Raw genomic sequence first — 16,324 nt, 5'->3', positions numbered from 1 at the left:
CTACGCGGGGTTTCACAGGCCGAGCATTGATTCGCGCGCCCGTTGTCGGCTGCGCAGCGCGCTGTCCACCCCGACGGCCAGCAGGACGACCAGACCGGTGGCGAAGGAGCTCCAGTTCGCGGGGATGCTGAAGTAGACGAGCCCGCTGGACACCACGCCCAGCAGGATCGCGCCGAACACCGCGCCCACCACGGTGGCGACGCCGCCGCGCAGCGGTGTGCCGCCGATGACCGCCGCCGCGATCGCCTGGAGCTCGAACCCGGTGCCGATGTTCGGATCACCGGACGTGAAGAAGGCCAGGCCCAGCACGCCGGCGAGGCCGCCGATCGCGCCGACCAGGACCAGCACGTACATCCGCGTGCGCGGGATGGAGATGCCGGAGAACGCGGCGGCGTCCGGGTTGGACCCGATGGACCGCACGCGGTAGCCGAACGGCGTCCACCGCAGCACCACGGTCAGCCCCGCCGTGACCGCGATCAGGATCCACACGCTGACCGGGAGACCCAGCCAGTCGCCGCCGAGCACGGTGAAGAACGAGTGCTCCAGCGGCAGCCCGGTGACCTGCTGGCCGTCGCCGAGCGCGACCGCGAGCCCCCGGTAGAGCTGCATCGTCGCCAGCGTGGCGACGAACGCCGGGATGGCGATGTGCTGCACCACCAACGCGTTCGCCAGGCCGAGCACCGCGCCGAGCACGATGCCCGCCCCGCACGCGAGCCAGGGGTCGAACCCGTCCCTCATCAGCAGCGCCGAGGTGATCAGCGAGAGGCCGAACATCGCACCCACGGACAGGTCGATCTCCCGCATCGCCAACAGGAACGCCATGCCCGCGGCGAGCAGCGCCACGTACACGGAGTTGTTGAGCACGTCCCGCAACTGCCCGATGGTGAGGAAGTTGGGGCGCAGCACCCCGATCAGCAGCACCAGCAGGATCGTCGCGATCAGCACGCTGCTGGACTCCGCCCGCAGCACCTGCCTGCCGAACCCGACGATCGAGTTCCCCTCCCGGGTTGTCGTGACACGTCGGTCAACCTCGGTCATGCCGCCTCCGTCCGCCCTGTACGGCCCCCAGAGTGCGGCGGTGGCCAAACGAACGCTTGCCCGATGGCGAACACCCGTTGACCACCAGCGCACCGACTGTGGTCGGGGCCACAGCGACCCGGCACGCGCTGACTAGCGTCTGCGGCCATGGGCAGCATCGAGGGCAAGGTGGCGCTGGTGACCGGCGCCGGTTCGGGGATCGGCGAGGCGATCGCCCGCAGGCTCGACGCCGAGGGCGCGCGGGTGGCCGCGCTCGACGTCGACTCGTCGGGTGCGGAGCTGACCGCCGGCCTGCTGCGGCAGGGCATGGCCGTGGTGGCCGACGTGGCCGAGTCGGCGCAGGTCGACGAGGCGGTGCGGACCGTCGTGGAGACCTACGGGCGGCTGGACATCCTGGTCAACAACGCGGGCATCCGGGGTGGCCGGGAGGCCGACGAGGCGTTCGGCCGGCTCGCGGCGCGGCTGACCGAGGCCGAGTCCGGCGAGCCGACGACGATGCTGGACGCCACGGTGGACATCAGCGACGAGGCGTGGCACCGGATGCTGGGCGTCCACTTGGACGGCACGTTCTACGGCACCCGCGCCGCGCTGCGCCACATGCAGCACGGCGGCGTGATCGTGAACGTGTCCTCGATCTGCGGCATGACGGGCTGCGCGCACATCCCGCACTACTCGGCCGCGAAGGCGGGCATCGAGGGGTTGACCAAGGCGGTGGCCCGGGACGTGGCCCCGCGCGGCATCCGGGTCAACTGCATCGCCCCCGGATACATCGACACGCCGCTGGGCGACGTGATGGCCCCCGTGGTGCGCAAGGACCTGGAGCGGCAGACCCCGCTGGGCCGGTTCGGGCTGCCCGCCGAGATCTCCTCGGCGGTGGCCTTCCTGGTCGGGCCGGACGGCACCTACGTGACCGGCCAGACCATCGGCGTCAACGGCGGTTTCGTGATCCGCTGAGCCCGGGGCGCTCTCCGGCCACGGCGGCGGGGTGATCCACTTCGGACGGTCGCCGACCTGCCGGTTCGCCGGGACGGGAGCGTGGTGCGGTGCGCACCGCTGCGGCGCGCGACGGGCCGGGCGGAGTCCGGGTTCAGGATCCGTTGCCCCGGCGATCGTGTGATCGTCCGACCAGGGGGCGCGGATGGACACGAGCGATCACCAGCCGCCGCGACCTCACGGAGCTGGAGGAGCGCGGCGACGTCAGCCCGGTGCACGGCGGCGCGGTGCTGCCCGGCTCGACCCGGGACGTCGAGCTCGTGCTCGCGGCGTCCGACCACCACCCGGACGACGACCGGTCCTGGGTGCAGCGGCTGCTCGAAGCGCGGGTGGACGGCCTGTTGCCCACACCCGGCGAGCCGCCGGCGCGGTCCAGGCCGTGCGGCACCTTGCCGGGCTGGGGCACCGCGACACCGCGCTGGTCATCGGGCGGTCGCCGACCAGCGGCGGGATCACCCGGGGGCTACGACGCGGCGGTGGCGGCGCTGGACCTGTCCACCACCGCGTCGCGCCACGAGCACCGCACCCAAGAGGGGATCGCCCGGCGGCTGGACGACATCCCCGACGGGTTCGCGGCGGCCGGCGTCACGGCGGTGCCGGCCCACCCGGGCGACGTCGCCAACCAGGTCCTGCAACGGGCGCGCCCGTGGTGGTCCGCTCCTCGACGTCCGCGCCGCGCCCGGCGGCGGGCGCTCCGGCGGACCCAGGCGCAGCCGTGCCGCGCGCGGCCGGCGGCGGGCCCGGGTCGAGGGGCGTCGACGGCCCGGCGGCACCGGTCGCCGAATCGGCGGGCAATTCCTCCGGTCAGGTGGTTTGAGCCCCCGGCTGCCGGCCAAACCTCCCGGTGGCGTCGGGGTCGCGGGGAGTCCGGCCGGGCGATCCGCCCCAGCCGTCCACAGTGGACGCGGGGCCTCCCCGGGACCACGCTCCGCCGGCCCGCGCCTGCGGGCCGGAACTCGTGATGTGCTCCGCACCGGGAGGACGCGTGAAGATCTCCGTCGTCGGCGACGTCCGGGACCCGGTCGAGACCGGGCTCGCCCGCCTGGGCCACGACATCGCCTTCGACCCGGTGGGCGCGGACGTGGGGGAGACCGTCGCGGGCCTGGTCCTGCGCTGGCGGACCGACCCGCCGGACCTGGTGCACGCCCGGGGCGCGGCGGCCGGGGTGGTCGCGCTGTTCGCCTCGCGCGAGTCCGGCGTCCCGCTGGTCCAGTCGTTCGGCGGCGTCGAGGTCGGCAGGCGCGACGGCGACGCCGAGCGCAGCAAGGTGGAACGGCTGCTGGGGCGCGCGGCGGCGCACGTGCTCGCGGTGGGTGACGACCAGCGGGCGGCCCTGCTCGGGATGGGCGTGCGGCGGTCGAAGATCTCGGTGGTCCCGACCGCCGTGGACACGTCCGCCTACCACCCCGGCGGCCGGGCCGCGCCCCGGAGCGGGTGCTCCCGCCTGGTCGCGGTCGGCGACCCCCTGCCGGAGCGCGGGTTCCAGGACGTGGTGACCTCGCTGCGCTCGCTGCCCGGCACCGAACTGGTCCTCTCCGCGTCCCCGGACGGGCCTTGCGCGCGGCGGCTGGCGGCGCACGCGGACGTGTGCGGGGTCGGCGACCGCGTGCGGTTCGACGGTGGCACCGCGCTGCCCGACCTGCTGCGGTCGGCCGACGCCGCCGTCTGCCCGGCCCGGTTCGGTGCGGACCCGTCGGCGGCGCTCAAGGCGATGGCCTGCGGGGTGCCAGTGGTGGCGACCGCCGTGGGCGTGCTGCCGGAGACGGTCGTGGACGGGGTGACCGGCCGCCTGGTGCCACCGCGCGACATCGCCGCCCTGGCCCGCGCGCTGCGCACCGTGCTGACCACGAACGGCCTGCGCCAGGCGTTCGGCATGGCGTCCGTCGAGCGGGTGCACGCCCGGTACGCGGTCGAGCAGATCGCGGAGGAGACGGCGAACGTCTTCCACCTGCTCGTGTCGTCCCGGGCGGCCTGAGGTCCGGCCACGGCGCGCAGGTCAGCTCCGGCCGACGGCGTTGTCGTCGTCCTCGTCGTCCTCGTCCGCGACGATGGAGTCCTTGTCGCGCTGGCGCCACGGGAGCAGGAACCACAGGCTGCTGAACAGCACGGCGGCGAACCCGCCCAGCACCCACATCGCCCACCCGCCGACCACGACCTCCGCCAGCAGCAGGATGGTGCCGGTCATCGCCACGGCCAGGCAGCCCAGCCCGCCGAGCGCGAACCGGTTCGCCACCTCGATCAGGTCTTCCCGCCGCCCGCGCCGGAACAGGATGCGGTGCCAGGCGGCGGGGGCGGTCAGCAGCGCCACCGCGCCGGCCGCGAAGAGCACGGTGACCACGTGCGTGATGCGCACGTAGGTCTCGGAGCGGTCGTAAGCCTCGGTGAACGCGATCGAGAGCAGGAACCCGAACAGGATCTGCACGCCGGCCTGGGCGACGCGCAGTTCCTGCAACAGCTCGTTGAAGTTGCGCGCCAAACGCCGCTGATCGGATGACTCCGGCTCGCTCACCTGGCCAAAGTACCCGCACCACCCCGCCCGTGAACCGCGACTCGCGCGCGCCCCGCCACGGAACGGCGACGCGTCGGGCGCACGGAGCCGTCCGCGCGCCCGACGCCGCGCGGGCTACAGCGCCAGGTCGACGTCCTCGGTCACCGCGCGCAACGGCGTCACGGTCGGGTGGCCGTCGGCCAGCAGCGCCGCGTCGCTGCCCGCCGGCAGGTCGCCTCCCACGACGATCGACGTGAGCGTGATCGAGCCGTCGTCGGTCTGCTTGACCCGGCTGCGGACCACGCCGAACTCGGCCAGCGACGCCCGGCGCGGCGCGGCGGCGTCGAGCCGGTTGGGCACGTTGAGGTTGAGCGTCGCGCCCGCCGGCAGCGCGGCGAGCCGGTCGAACAGGCCGGTCGCCACCGCGACGGCGGTGGCCCAGTGCTCCTCGCCCGGCTCCAGGCCGACGTCGAGCGACACCGCCATCGACCGCGCGCCGTTGAGGGACGCGGTCAGCGCCGCGCCGACGGTGCCGGAGTGCAGCACCGCGCGCCCGACGTTCGCGCCCCGGTTGACCCCGGAGAGCACGATGTCGGGCGGGTCGCCGAACGCGCCCTGCGCCGCCACCAGCGTGATGAACGCCGGGTGCGCGGCGACCGCGAACCCCGGCACGTCGGGCAGGCCGGGCAGCTCGCGCCGCTGCACGCCCACCCGCCGCTCGTCCTCGGCGGCGGTCAGGCCCGCGCCGGTGCCGCTGGACTCCCGCGCGGGCGCGGCGACCACGGTCGCCCACCCGTGGTCGCGCGCGCCTCGGGCCAGCGCGACCAGCCCCGGCGACCCGATGCCGTCGTCGTTGGTGATGAGCACCCTCACTCGTCTTCCTCCCAGCGCTTGAGCCGAACCCGCTGCACCATCTCGCGCACCACCTCCCCGCTGCCGGACCCGAGCCCGTGCCGCGTGACGTTCACCGCGCCCGCCGCCGCGCCGAGCTTGAGCGCGTCCTCGACGGACAGCCCCTGCGCGAGCCCGGCGGCCAGCCCGGCGGTCATCGAGTCACCGCCACCCCGGGTGTCCACGGTGGACAGCTTCGGTGATTCGACGAGCACGAACCCGTCGCCCACCATCGCCAGCGTGTCCTCCGCCGCCCGGGACACCACGACCGCGTTGGCACCGCACTCGGCGATCCGCCGGCACGCGCGCGCCAGGTCGGGCAGCGCGTCGGACTCGGCCAGCCCGTCGGCGACCAGCTCCTCGTGGCTGACCTTCACCACGTGCGGGCCGCCCTTGAGCGCGGCGGCCAGCCGACCGCCGGACAGGTCCACCACGACCCGGCAGCCCTCGCCGCCGAGGTCGGCGGCGAGCCGCTCGTAGACCGAGTCCGGCACCGGCTCGTCGTCCGCCGCCGGGCCGCTGAGCACGGCCACGCCCGCGTTCAACCCCTCGACCAGCGTCATCTCGTACAGGTCGTCCAGCTCGTGCCGGGACAGCGCGTCGGCCGGCATGACCACCAGCGGGTCGCGCACGCCGTCGCGGCGGTCGTGCACGTACGCGCCGTTGCGCGCGGCGACGTCGCGGACCTTGAGGTCGACGCCGATGAGGTGGCGCAGCACGTGCCCGGTCTCGCCGCCGAGCGCCGCGCACAGCACGACTTCAACGCCGAGCGACTCGATCATCCGGGACTGCCACACGCCCTGACCGCCCGCGTGCACGTGGATGTCCGGTCCGCCGTCCAACGCCTCGACCGTGACCGTCAACTGGGGAGACGGCGCGAACACCGCCACTCGACCTCTGCTCATGGCCTCCTTTACCCGTTTTGCCCGATTCACACCCTTCGGTCAGCCGAGGTCGCCGCGCCGCTTGCGGTGGGCGACCCAGGCCAGGTCCACCACGAGCCCGAGCGCGAGCAGGGCCAGCACCACGGCCAGGAACGCGTACCCGGCACGGGCCAGCAGCACGGCCGCCCCGCCGTTGAGCAGGATGCCGAAGCCCGCGAGCCACAGCCTCAGCGTCAACGCGCTGCGCGGCGGCGCGCGCGGGGGCAGTCCGTCCTCGTCCATGCGGGCGGGATTCCCCGCACCCCCTGCCCGCACACCGGGAGCGGGGCACGCGATGGTGTCGGAGCGTCGCACGCCGGTCGCACCGGGTGGTGCGTACGCTGGGCGGATGGCGGTCAACCGCAGTCGACGGGCCCGTGCCGCCCGCAAGCGCAAGCGCCGCATGGACGGTGTCGAGCACGACCTCACCGACGAGCAGTGGGCCGCCCTGCGAGGGGCGTGGGGCGGGTGCGCGTACTGCGGGGCGACGGACCGGCCGTTGCAGCGGGACTGCGTGCTGGCGATCTCCCGGGGAGGCCGCTACACCGCCGACAACGTCGTGCCGGCCTGCGGCTCGTGCAACGCCGGCAAGTGCAACGCCGAGGTCACCGGCTGGCTGCGCCGCAAACGCCTCGACGAGCGCGCCTTCCTGACCCGCCACGTCGAGATCCGGACCGCCCTCGGACTGGTCGCCGACGCCGGACCGGAGGAGGCCGCAGACCCGGCGCGAGGCGCTACGGGTTGCTCCGCCACAGCGTGAACGTCAGCGCCGTGGCGAAGGCGACCCACGCCCAGTAGGGCACGAGCAGCAGCGCCGCCGCGCCCGAGACCCGGCGGAACAGCCCGATGTTCACCGTGATCAGCACCAGCAGGGCGACGATGTCGGCGCACGCCAGCTCGAAGCTGCCCATGCCGAAGAACAGCGGCGTCCACAGCGCGTTGAGCACCAGTTGCGCCGCGAACACCCACATCGGCAGGGAGAAGCCGACGCGCCGCCACACCAGCCACCCGCTGACCGCGATCATGAGGTACAGCACCGACCACACCGGACCGAACAGCCAGGCGGGCGGGGCCCACGGCGGTTTCACCAGGCTGCCGTAGCGGTCCTGCGTGCCCGTCACGGCCAGCGACCCGACGAGGGCCACCACGACCACGGCCGCGACGAACCCCGCCAGCGCCCACCACTGCCTGCCCTGCCGCTTGACCGCCGTAGTGACCACGCCGCCTCCTCCACGTGCGGGCAGGGTAGCCGGCCGGGGCCCCGGCGAAACGATCGCCGCGCCCGGCCGCCCGCCCGATCGGTCCTGCCGCGGCAGCGCGCCGGTCAGTCCTTCCACGGCATCTCGTCGCGGATGCCCTCGTGGATGGCGTAGGCGTTCTTGATCGCGGCCTTGAGCGCACCCTCCACCCAGCGGCGGTGCCGGCGGTCGCAGGCGTCGTTGGCGAACCACACCCGGCCGACCGGCCGGATCACGTCGTCGTAGAAGCCCTCGCTCATCTCGAACGCCCGGAACAGGGGGCCGATGCCGCACGCGAACCAGTCCAGCGCCCAGTCCTTGTAGACGCCGAACTCGAACGTGTCCCGCGCCTCCGGGTGGATCTTGACCAGGTCCTCCAGCGCCTGCGCGACGCTCTCCTCCCCGGCCAGCGGCGTGTAGGGCATCGAGTCCTGCTCCCAGCAGTACGACGCGATCATCACGCCCCGCTTGTAGCGGGTGTCCTGCCCGGCGGGCGGGTAGACGATGTTGCGGATCGCCAGGTCGGTGACCGTCAGGCCGTGCGTGATGCCGTACGCGGTCTCCCACCAGCGCTCGGAGAACTGCATGAACAGCTTGTGCGCCCGCCCGTAGTAGGTGTTGCGGATGGCGTACCACTTGTCCGGGTCCAGGCCGCCGATCTCCATGTGCCGCAGGCTCGCGAACGGCACCGTCACGACGCACTCGTCCGCCGTCACCACCTGTGACCGCCGGCCCGCGCGGAAGTGCACCCGGACGCCCGAGTCGTCCTGGTCGATCGCGTGCACCTGCGCGCCCAGCCGGATGTCGTCCATCAGGTGCGGCTCGAACGCGCGCGGCAGCGAATCCGCGCCCTGCTCGATGTACACCAGGTGCCCGAAAACGTCCTCGTAGTAATGCGAGAACCACTCGACCAACGAGAAGTGGTACCGGCCTTCGAGGTTGAACAGCGGGCCGAGCATCGACAGCGCGCCGTCACCGAGACCGCGTTCCTTCAGGTAACCGAGCAGGGTGTACCGGTCGTAGTCGGTGAGCAGCCGGTGCCACGCTTTCTCCGGCTCCTCGTTCTCCATGATGTCCACCAGGGGCTGCACGGTGTGCCGGAGCAGTTCGTGCGGCGGGCGCGCGGCCTCCTCGGCGCTCAGGTCGAAGGAGAACGAGTCGGCTCGGAAGTCCGCGCGCCGCACCCCCTTGCCCTGCAGGTAGATGAAGGTGTCCTCGTCGTACATCGGGAACGGCCGGGTGGCCAGGCCGAACCGGTCCTTGATGAGGTGCTGGACCAGCGGGTGCTGTTCCGGGAACCGCATCGCGCCGAACTCGCCGTACATGTCGCCGGCGAAACCCCGGTGGGTCAGGATGCGCCCGCCCAACCGGTTCTGGCCCTCCAGCACGGTCACCTCGTGACCGGCTTCCTTGAGCAGCAGGGCGGTGGTCAACCCCGCTATTCCGGCCCCGACCACGACGACCTTCCGCCGTGGTCCGGAATTGTCCGGCAGACCCTCACGCAAGATGTCCAGTGCGGCGAATCCCATGGGCCACCATTGCGCTGTCCCGATCCGCCGGGCAAGGGCGACTGCCCGAATGGCGCGCCACATCCCTCGGTCCGGGCATCGAATGCCGGCGCGGGACTTCGCTCCGTGACCGAGGTTCCCCTTCGGGGGACACCCGACCTCCGGTTCGTGCGGAGGATCACCGGGGCAGTTGGCGCCAGACCTCGTTGGCGATCACCTTTGCCGAGGTGCACGCGGCGTCGATCTGGCTGCCCTGCGCCATGCTGACCGAGACGTACGCCAGCTCGCTCAGGCCGTCGTCCACCGCCATGTGGGTCGTCTCGGCCGTGCAGAGCGCGATGGACGTCGCGCTGGTCCGGCTGATGGTGGTGGCCCGGCCGGCGATGTCCTCGGACGTCCGGAGCGGGCCGTCGGCCTTCGCCGGGACGCCCATGCTGAACGCGACCCGCACCCTCGGCGCGGTGATCGTGCCGTCCGGGCTCCACCGGCACTGGTGGCCCGCCGGGTAGGGGTGCACCTTCGCCTGGCCGATCCCGGGCACGCCGGCCAGCACCTGCTTGCCCACGACGGTGCAGGGGTCGAGCTTGCCGATCGACCGCGCCCGGAAGGTGCGGTGCTCGACGTCCTTGTCCAGCACCCGGTCGGCGGTGGCGGTCGCCGCCGCGTCGGCCGGGTTGCACAGCTCGCTCGTCGTGGTCTTGGCCTCGCCGTAGTTGCCGACGGTGATGCTCAGGGTGACCAGGTCGGAGAACACCAGCCGGCGACCGCACTGGGTGGCGTCGCCGTCCTCGTAGGCGATCCGCAGGCCGCCCTTGTGGTTGCGGACGTCGCCGCGCGCCTCGCCCTCGGAGGCGAGCTGGTCGAGGCTGCCGACCATGACGTCCAGCTTCGCCCCGGCCGGGGTGGTGACGTGGTACAGGCAGTAGTCCAGCGACTCGACCGTCCCGGGCTCGACCTTGCCGAAGTTCTTCAGGTCGGCGACCCCGAGCAGGCTGCACGGGTCGAGCGTCGGCAGGTCGCCGAGCAGCCCGACCGCCGTCGCCTCGGCCTTCTTGTCCTTGGTCGTCGTCACGGTCACCGGGGCCGCGACGGGCGTGCCGACCAGTTGCACGCTGCACCCGCTCGACACCACCGCGAGCCCCACCACGAGCGGAAGCCAGTTGCGCGCCCTGATCATGGCGGCAGCGTATGCGACGGGACCACCGCCGCACATGCGTACATATACTCTGCGCAGCGGAACTTTCCGGGGGATTCCAGTGGCGGTCGGCAGTGCAGTGTTCTTCGACCTCGTCGGCGCGCTCGCCGAGGTCGAGCGCGCGGAGGGCGGGCAGTACAGCTCGTTCGCCGTGCGCGGCAAGAGGTTCGGCTACTACTGGCCGCGCACGGCGACCGTGGGGCTCAAGCAGACGCTGTCCGAGCAGCGGGCGCTGGTCGCCGAGCGCCCGGACGTGTTCGAGGAGCAGTTCACGGCCGGCGGCTTCGGCTGGGTCGTGGTCCAGCTCGCCGGGGTGGACGCCGACGAGCTGGCCGAGCTGGTGTTCGAGGCGTGGCGCCTGTCCGCCCCGGCAGACCTGGTGGCCACCGCCGCCGACCCCGCCGCGTCACGCCCCTGACGCGCCCCCGGCCCGGCCGGGGCTTCGGCATCACGTTCCCGACGGGTCGGGGGTGAGGACGTCGCCGAGTGCGCGGCGGCTCTCGTCGAGCGCGGCCAGGGCGCGGGTCTCGCCCGGTCGGTGGCCGGTGGTGCGGTGCAGTGCCAGGGCGGTGCGGGCGTGGGCCAGCGCGGTCGGGTGGTCGCCCAGCGCCGCGTGCAGGTGGGCCAGTTCGGTCAGCGCCTGGCCCTCCACGACCCGCAGCGAGCTGAGCCGCGCCAGGCGCAGGGCGTGCAGCGCGTGCGCCCGGCCGTCCTCGGGCCGCCCGGTCAGCCGGCGGGTCGTGGCCAGGCCGAGGTGGCCCTCGGCCTGCGCCCGGCGGTGCCCCGCCTCGTCGGCCAGGCCCAGCGCCCGGCGGTGCGCGGCGGTGGCCCGGCGGAAGTCGCCCAGTTCGCGGTGCGCGGTGGCCAGGGTGGTCATGATCCCGGCGCGGGTGGCGTGCCGCCGGGTGTCGCGCAGCAGCCGGCGGGCGCGTTCGCCGTCTTCCAGGGCCTCGGCGGGACGGCCCAGGTCGGTCTTGATCCGCGCCACCGCGTCCAGCGCGATCGCCTGCCCGTCGCGCGGGCCGGACGGGTCGGCGAGCACGTCCTCCAGCACCGCCAGGCCCGCGTCCGGCCGGCCCAGCTCCCAGCGCACCAGCGCGAGCACCTGGCGCGGCAGGCTCAGCGTCTCCCGCCGCCACCCCGTGCGCGGGTTGAGCCGCAGCGACAGCTCGAGGTGGTCCGACGCGTCCCGCAGCCGGCCCAGGTCGCGGTGCACCCGCCCCACCATGCCGAGGATGAACGCCTCCGCCTCCCGGTCGCCGGTCGCGCGGAACAGCTCCAGCGCGGCGGTGTCGTGCTCCAGCGCGGACCCGAGCCGCCCCGAGGCCCAGCCGACGACGCCCAGGCCCGCGTTCGCCCACGCCCGCCCCGTCGACCAGCCGATGCGGGTGCTCACCGCCAGCGCCCGGCGGTAGTGCTCGACGGCCTGCTCCGCCTGCCCGGCGTCCCACAGCGCGGTGCCCAGCCGGCAGTGCACCAGCGCCTGGCCGCGCAGGTCGCCCCCGGCCACCGCCGCGTCCAGCACCAGGTGCGCCGACGAGTGCCACGACCCGCGCGGCAGCCGCATCCACGAGTAGCGGACCAGCGCGTCGGCCAGGTGCCAGGACAGCTCGCGCGGGCCGTGCCGCGCGGCGTGGTCCTGGGCGGCGGCCAGGTTGGCCCGCTCGCGCTCCAGCCACGCCAGCGCGTCCGCGTCGTCCGGGAACGCGGCGGGTTCGCCGACCGGGCACACCTCGCCGTGCGGCAGCTCCAGGTACCAGGGCGGGCCGGACGCGGCGCGCGCGGTGTAGAGGTAGCGGACCAGCAGCCGCCGCACGGCCGCGTCCCGCTCCGCGCGGTCGTCCTCCAGCTCGCAGCGCTCCCGGGCGAAGTCGCGGACCAGGTCGTGGAACCGGAACCGGCCGGGCCCGGTGGTCTCCACGAGGTGCGCGGCGGCCAGCGCGTCGAGGCTGCCCGCCGCGTCGGCCCCGGGCACGTCGGCGAGCGCGGCGGCGGCCTCGGCGGTGAAGTCGGGGCCGGGCGCGAGCCCCAGCAGGCGGAACAGCCGGCGCGTGTCGAGCGGCAGCGCCCGGTAGGACAGCGCGAACGCGGCACCCGGCCCCGCCGACTCCTCGCCGCCCGCGAGCGCGGCCAGCCGGTCCGCGCCGGACAGCTCGGCCACCAGGTCGGCGATCCGGCGGTGCGGCCCCAGCGCGAGCTGCGCCGCCGCCATCCGCAGCGCGAGCGGCAGCCCGCCGCACAGCCGGGCCAGCAGCCGGGCCGCCGCCGGCTCCTCGGCGACCCGCCGCTCGCCCAGCGCCCCGGCCAGCACACCGCGCGCCTCGTCCGGGGTGAGCGCGTCCAGCGCGACCGGGTGCGCGCCGTCGTGCGCGATCAGCCCCACCAGGCGGTTGCGGCTGGTGACGACGGTGAAGCAGCGCCGCCCGCCGGGCAGCAGCGGGCGCACCTGCTCGGGGGAGGCGGCGTCGTCCAGCACCACCAGCACCGCCCGGTCGGCCAGCAGCGACCGGTACTTGCGGGCCTGCTCGTGCTGGTCGGTGGGGATGTCCTGCGGTTCCAGGCCGAGGCTGCGCAGGAGCTGCGCGAGCGCGTCGGCGGGCGCGAGCGGCGGCCGGTGCGGGTCGAAGCCGCGCAGGTCGAGGAAGAGCTGACCGTCCGGGAACCGGCCGCGCACCTGGTGCGCCCAGTGCACGACGAGCGCGGTCTTCCCGATCCCGGCCGCGCCCCCGACCACCGACACCGCGACACCGCCGCCGGGCGGCGGCAGGGCGTGCAGGCTCGCCAGCTCGGCCTGCCGGCCGCTGAACCCGACGACGTCGTGCGGCAGCTCGGCCGGTATCACGAACCCGGACGCGGGCTCGACCGCCGACCGCTCCGGCAGCGAATCACGTTCCTGGTGCTGCACCAGGCTTTGCAGTTCGCCGCCGGTGTCCAGCAGCCGGTCGCACGAGCGCGCTATCCCGGCGGTGCACGGCTTCTCGCCGTTCTCCACCTTGCTCAGGTAGCCCTTGCTGTAAAAGCTCAGCCGGGACAACGCGGCCAACGAGATCCCGCGCTCACGGCGCAGCTCCCGCAGGCGCGCACCCGCCCGTGGCGCGATGACGGGTCCGATTCGGCGCGGCATGTCCTGCCGTCCCCCTCCCCAGGGTCGGTGGCGGGAAGCCTCGCGCGCCCGAAGTCCTGCCCCGCCCGCAGGCTACTGCCCGCGCGGGTGCACCAGAAGGCGGCCGACGGCGGCCGTTCCCCGGCCGTCCGGCCCAACGCCGCCCGGGCCCGCCCGCGTCGGGCGCCGGTCCGCGTCGGCCCCGGCCCGGTCGGCGGTGGTTTCCCGGTTTCCTCTCGGCGAGGGGCAACCGGGGAAACCGCGCCGGCCGGGTCGTCGGCTGCGAAGGTCGTCCCCGGCAGCGACCGGTCCGCCGGGACCGGGCTCCCGCCACACCGGCGCCAGTTCCGCGCGGTGCGGCACGAAGAGGGGAAGAGGACACGTGAGCACGCGAATTCGAAGAGGGATCGTCGCGGCGTCCGCGATCGCGGGGGTCGTGGCGTCGCTCGTGGTCGGGCTCGCCGGGGAGAGCGCGGCGAAGAGCTACGGCCTGCGGGCGTTCGGGATCACCTCGGACGGCAAGCTGATGGCCCAGTTCGGCACCAACAAGCCGCAGGAGCTGGACTGGGTGCGGGCGGTGAGCGGCCTCAGCGGCGACGTCTCGCTGATCGGCCTGGACTTCCGGGTGCAGAACAACACCCTGTACGGCGTCGGCAACGCCGGCGGCATCTACACGATCTCCATCCCGGACGTCGTGGTGAAGAAGGTCTCCCAGCTCGGCGTCGCCCTCGACGGCGGCTTCTTCGGCGTCGACTTCAACCCGGCCGCGAACCGCCTGCGGGTGGTCTCGAACACCGGCCAGAACCTCCGCCACAACATCGACGACGGCCCGACGGCGGGCACCACGGTCGTGGACCAGCCGCTGAGCACGCCGCCCGCGCCCGCGCCGACGCCGGGCGTGAGCGCGGTGGCCTACACCAACAACGACCTCAACGCCGACACGGCGACCACCCTGTTCGACATCAACACCACCACGGACCAGGTCGTGGTCCAGTCGCCCGCGAACAACGGCACCCTCGCCCCGACCGGCGCGCTCGGCGTCGATGCGGGGCCCAACGCGGGCCTGGACATCTTCAGCGACCTGAGCGGCGGGAAGACGGTCGCGATGTCCGCATTCGCCACGCTGGTGCCGAACGGCGGCAGCGGGCCGGCGACGCTCTACAGCGTCAACCTGCTGACCGGCGCGGCTGCCGGTCTCGGCCAATTCCCCCTGGCGATCACGGACATCGCGGTGGCCCTCGACACCAACTGACCGCCGCGAGCCGAGCCCGCCCCCGCCCGACCCGGGTCGGGCTCAGCCCCGGCCCGCTGCTCCCGGCGGGCCGGGGCCCACGCGCGCCGGCCTACGACCCCGCCGCCTGGACGAGGTCGCGGTAGAGGTCGAAGGCGGGTTTCGGTTCGTAGGTGTCGGTGACCAGGCCGAGCGAGCCCACGGGCTCCGAGGTGGTGCTGTCCGCGTCGCGGAGGCCGAACAGCTCGTACTGCGCGATGTTCAGCTCCCCGCGCAACCCCAGCACCGCGCCGATCATGTCGGTGAGCGACCGGCACTGCGCCTCCTCGTCGCGTGGTGCGCCGCTCGGGCTCCCGCTCTCCGCCACGTGGATCGGGACGTCCGGCGTGATGTGGGCGCGCGGCAGCGAACGCTCCCTCAGGTGCCGCAACGCGTGCTCGGTGAGCGATTCGACGTCGCCCGGCGTGCCGCGCGGTGCGGCGGGGGAGAAGGCGTCCGGGTACAGGCCGAGGCCCACGTAGTCGACGTACGCCGAGAAGTCGTTGCGGGGCACCGAGTTCAGGTGCTCCCAGAACGCGTCGTCGCCGCCCAGCCACTCCGCCGGTTCGGCGACCGAGAACCCCACCTCCGTGTCCAGACCCCGCCGTCGCACCGCGCGGGCGGCGTGCGGGAGGCCGTGCACCAGCGCGTCGAGGACGCCGGGCGAGCTGCCGTCGATGAGCGGGATGGGGAAGTTGGGTTCCAACGTGACCTGGAGGAACCTCACGAGGTGCCCGTAGCGGTCGACCACGGCGTCGAGGTAGTCGAGCCACCCCGCCAGGTCGGGTGCCGCCGGCAGGTAGCTGACGACGAGGTCGAGTTCCCGCCCCGCCTCGGCGTACCACTCGTCGGGCATGGTCAGGTGGTCCAGTTCGTGGCCCGCGCCCAGGCTCGCGGCGAGGTCCGGCCGGTGGGGCTGCCCGAAGTGGTGCACGTACTCGCGCACCACGAACGGCCGGCCGCCGGCGAGCCGGTCGACCAGCTCGCGGATCGCCGCCGGGTCCGCCGGGTGGGAGCAGGTGGTGCCGGCGCGTCCACCGGGGTGGATGCCGAACTTCACGCGTCCGTCCTTTCCGGACTGCGGGGCCAGTCGATCCCGCCGGCGCGCAGCCGCCGTGCGGTGGTCCGGGTCCAGTCGATCTCGGTGGTGACGATCGCGTGCCAGTAGGCGACTTCGAGCATGTGCGCCTCGCGCACGCCCTCGACCTGGTGCAGCGCACCGAGTTCGCCGTCCAGCCGGGTCGCGCGGTCCTCCAGGATCGTCGCGGCGCGGTCGGCGGGCAGGATCGCCGCGTAGGCGACGGCCAGCGTGAAGTCCACCGACGCGGCGGGCGAGTCGGCCAGCCCGGACTCGACTTTGGCGCGGAAGTCGGCGAAGCCCGCGCCGGTCAGCTCGTAGGTGGTGCGCGGCGGCCGGTTGCCGACCTGCTCGGGGGTGCGGGAGGTGACGAGTCCGGCGCGCTCCACCGTCTTGAGCAGGGTCGTGACGGTGCTGCGGGTGGCGGTGAGGTGGTGGTAGCGCTCGCGCAGGCGGGCCGTGAGGTCGTAGGCGTGCGCGGGCTGTTCGACCAGCAGGCCGAGCAGCGGCAGCACCAGGCTGTTGCGGGTGGCGTCCAAGGGCACGTCGAGACCATATAGACGTATACGACTATAAGCAACCGGGTGCGTCGGACCGCC

The 16,324-nt window shown here is 74.1% G+C and carries 17 protein-coding genes; 6 read left to right on the top strand and 11 right to left on the bottom strand.

What is annotated here, in order from left to right:
- Positions 1–12: 12 nt before the first annotated feature.
- Positions 13–1,038 (bottom strand): ABC transporter permease, encoded by a 1,026-nt coding sequence (locus AB0I60_RS03545; protein WP_360725612.1) that lies wholly within the window; start codon positions 1,036–1,038, stop codon positions 13–15.
- 147 nt (positions 1,039–1,185) lie between these two features.
- On the opposite strand from AB0I60_RS03545, the gene AB0I60_RS03540 reads away from it, so the two are divergent.
- The 3 genes from AB0I60_RS03540 to AB0I60_RS03530 all read left to right on the top strand — a co-directional run bounded on the left by AB0I60_RS03540 (position 1,186) and on the right by AB0I60_RS03530 (position 4,006).
- The gene (locus tag AB0I60_RS03540) at positions 1,186–1,992 is read left to right on the top strand and encodes an SDR family NAD(P)-dependent oxidoreductase (protein WP_360725611.1); all 807 of its coding nucleotides are present in this window, start codon (positions 1,186–1,188) and stop codon (positions 1,990–1,992) included.
- Between the two features lie 251 nt (positions 1,993–2,243).
- On the top strand, positions 2,244–2,993 hold the full coding sequence (locus tag AB0I60_RS03535; RefSeq protein WP_360725610.1) for a hypothetical protein: 750 nt from the start codon (positions 2,244–2,246) through the stop codon (positions 2,991–2,993).
- A gap of 23 nt (positions 2,994–3,016) precedes the next feature.
- Positions 3,017–4,006, top strand: a complete 990-nt coding sequence (locus AB0I60_RS03530; RefSeq protein WP_360725609.1) for a glycosyltransferase — start codon at positions 3,017–3,019, stop codon at positions 4,004–4,006.
- A gap of 21 nt (positions 4,007–4,027) precedes the next feature.
- Here the strand turns inward: AB0I60_RS03530 and AB0I60_RS03525 are convergent, their stop codons facing one another.
- From AB0I60_RS03525 to AB0I60_RS03510, 4 genes are all read right to left on the bottom strand, one after another.
- Positions 4,028–4,540 carry a DUF6328 family protein gene (locus tag AB0I60_RS03525; RefSeq protein ID WP_360725608.1) on the bottom strand — a complete coding sequence of 171 codons (513 nt, stop codon included), beginning with the start codon at positions 4,538–4,540 and terminating at the stop codon, positions 4,028–4,030.
- Between the two features lie 114 nt (positions 4,541–4,654).
- On the bottom strand, positions 4,655–5,392 hold the full coding sequence (locus tag AB0I60_RS03520; RefSeq protein WP_360725607.1) for a 5'/3'-nucleotidase SurE: 738 nt from the start codon (positions 5,390–5,392) through the stop codon (positions 4,655–4,657).
- Positions 5,389–6,315 carry a PfkB family carbohydrate kinase gene (locus AB0I60_RS03515; RefSeq protein WP_360725606.1) on the bottom strand — a complete coding sequence of 309 codons (927 nt, stop codon included), beginning with the start codon at positions 6,313–6,315 and terminating at the stop codon, positions 5,389–5,391. Before AB0I60_RS03515 ends, AB0I60_RS03520 begins: the two co-directional genes overlap by 4 nt.
- Before the next feature lie 39 nt (positions 6,316–6,354).
- A complete protein-coding gene (locus tag AB0I60_RS03510) occupies positions 6,355–6,576 on the bottom strand; it encodes a DUF6343 family protein (protein WP_360725605.1) in 222 nt (73 codons plus the stop codon).
- A gap of 106 nt (positions 6,577–6,682) precedes the next feature.
- On the opposite strand from AB0I60_RS03510, the gene AB0I60_RS03505 reads away from it, so the two are divergent.
- Positions 6,683–7,093: an HNH endonuclease gene (locus AB0I60_RS03505; RefSeq protein ID WP_360725604.1), complete on the top strand. Its 411-nt coding sequence runs from the start codon at positions 6,683–6,685 to the stop codon at positions 7,091–7,093.
- Here AB0I60_RS03505 and AB0I60_RS03500 read toward each other — a convergent pair.
- From AB0I60_RS03500 to AB0I60_RS03490, 3 genes are all read right to left on the bottom strand, one after another.
- Positions 7,068–7,553 carry a TspO/MBR family protein gene (locus tag AB0I60_RS03500; RefSeq protein WP_360725603.1) on the bottom strand — a complete coding sequence of 162 codons (486 nt, stop codon included), beginning with the start codon at positions 7,551–7,553 and terminating at the stop codon, positions 7,068–7,070. The two genes, AB0I60_RS03505 and AB0I60_RS03500, sit on opposite strands and share 26 nt — an antisense overlap.
- A 104-nt stretch (positions 7,554–7,657) precedes the next feature.
- Positions 7,658–9,100: an FAD-dependent oxidoreductase gene (locus AB0I60_RS03495; protein ID WP_360725602.1), complete on the bottom strand. Its 1,443-nt coding sequence runs from the start codon at positions 9,098–9,100 to the stop codon at positions 7,658–7,660.
- Positions 9,101–9,257: 157 nt separating this feature from the next.
- Positions 9,258–10,256 carry a hypothetical protein gene (locus AB0I60_RS03490; protein WP_360725601.1) on the bottom strand — a complete coding sequence of 333 codons (999 nt, stop codon included), beginning with the start codon at positions 10,254–10,256 and terminating at the stop codon, positions 9,258–9,260.
- Positions 10,257–10,335: 79 nt separating this feature from the next.
- On the opposite strand from AB0I60_RS03490, the gene AB0I60_RS03485 reads away from it, so the two are divergent.
- A complete protein-coding gene (locus tag AB0I60_RS03485; RefSeq protein WP_360725600.1) occupies positions 10,336–10,692 on the top strand; it encodes an MmcQ/YjbR family DNA-binding protein in 357 nt (118 codons plus the stop codon).
- 30 nt (positions 10,693–10,722) lie between these two features.
- Here the strand turns inward: AB0I60_RS03485 and AB0I60_RS03480 are convergent, their stop codons facing one another.
- Complete coding sequence (locus AB0I60_RS03480) at positions 10,723–13,398, bottom strand: tetratricopeptide repeat protein (RefSeq protein WP_360725599.1); 2,676 nt, start codon at positions 13,396–13,398, stop codon at positions 10,723–10,725.
- A 361-nt stretch (positions 13,399–13,759) separates the two neighbouring features.
- On the opposite strand from AB0I60_RS03480, the gene AB0I60_RS03475 reads away from it, so the two are divergent.
- Entirely contained in the window at positions 13,760–14,629 is an 870-nt protein-coding gene (locus tag AB0I60_RS03475; RefSeq protein ID WP_360725598.1) for a DUF4394 domain-containing protein, read from the top strand.
- 91 nt (positions 14,630–14,720) lie between these two features.
- On the opposite strand, the gene AB0I60_RS03470 is transcribed toward AB0I60_RS03475, so the two are convergent.
- The gene (locus AB0I60_RS03470; protein WP_360725597.1) at positions 14,721–15,707 is read right to left on the bottom strand and encodes a hypothetical protein; all 987 of its coding nucleotides are present in this window, start codon (positions 15,705–15,707) and stop codon (positions 14,721–14,723) included.
- The gene (locus tag AB0I60_RS03465) at positions 15,704–16,270 is read right to left on the bottom strand and encodes a helix-turn-helix transcriptional regulator (protein ID WP_360725596.1); all 567 of its coding nucleotides are present in this window, start codon (positions 16,268–16,270) and stop codon (positions 15,704–15,706) included. The genes AB0I60_RS03470 and AB0I60_RS03465 overlap by 4 nt, the downstream gene beginning before the upstream one ends.
- Positions 16,271–16,324: the final 54 nt, after the last annotated feature.

This window comes from Actinosynnema sp. NPDC050436 (assembly GCF_040655415.1).
GTDB lineage: Bacteria > Actinomycetota > Actinomycetes > Mycobacteriales > Pseudonocardiaceae > Actinosynnema.
Note: the sequence above shows the minus strand (reverse complement) of the source record. Positions and strands in the feature narration are given on the sequence as shown.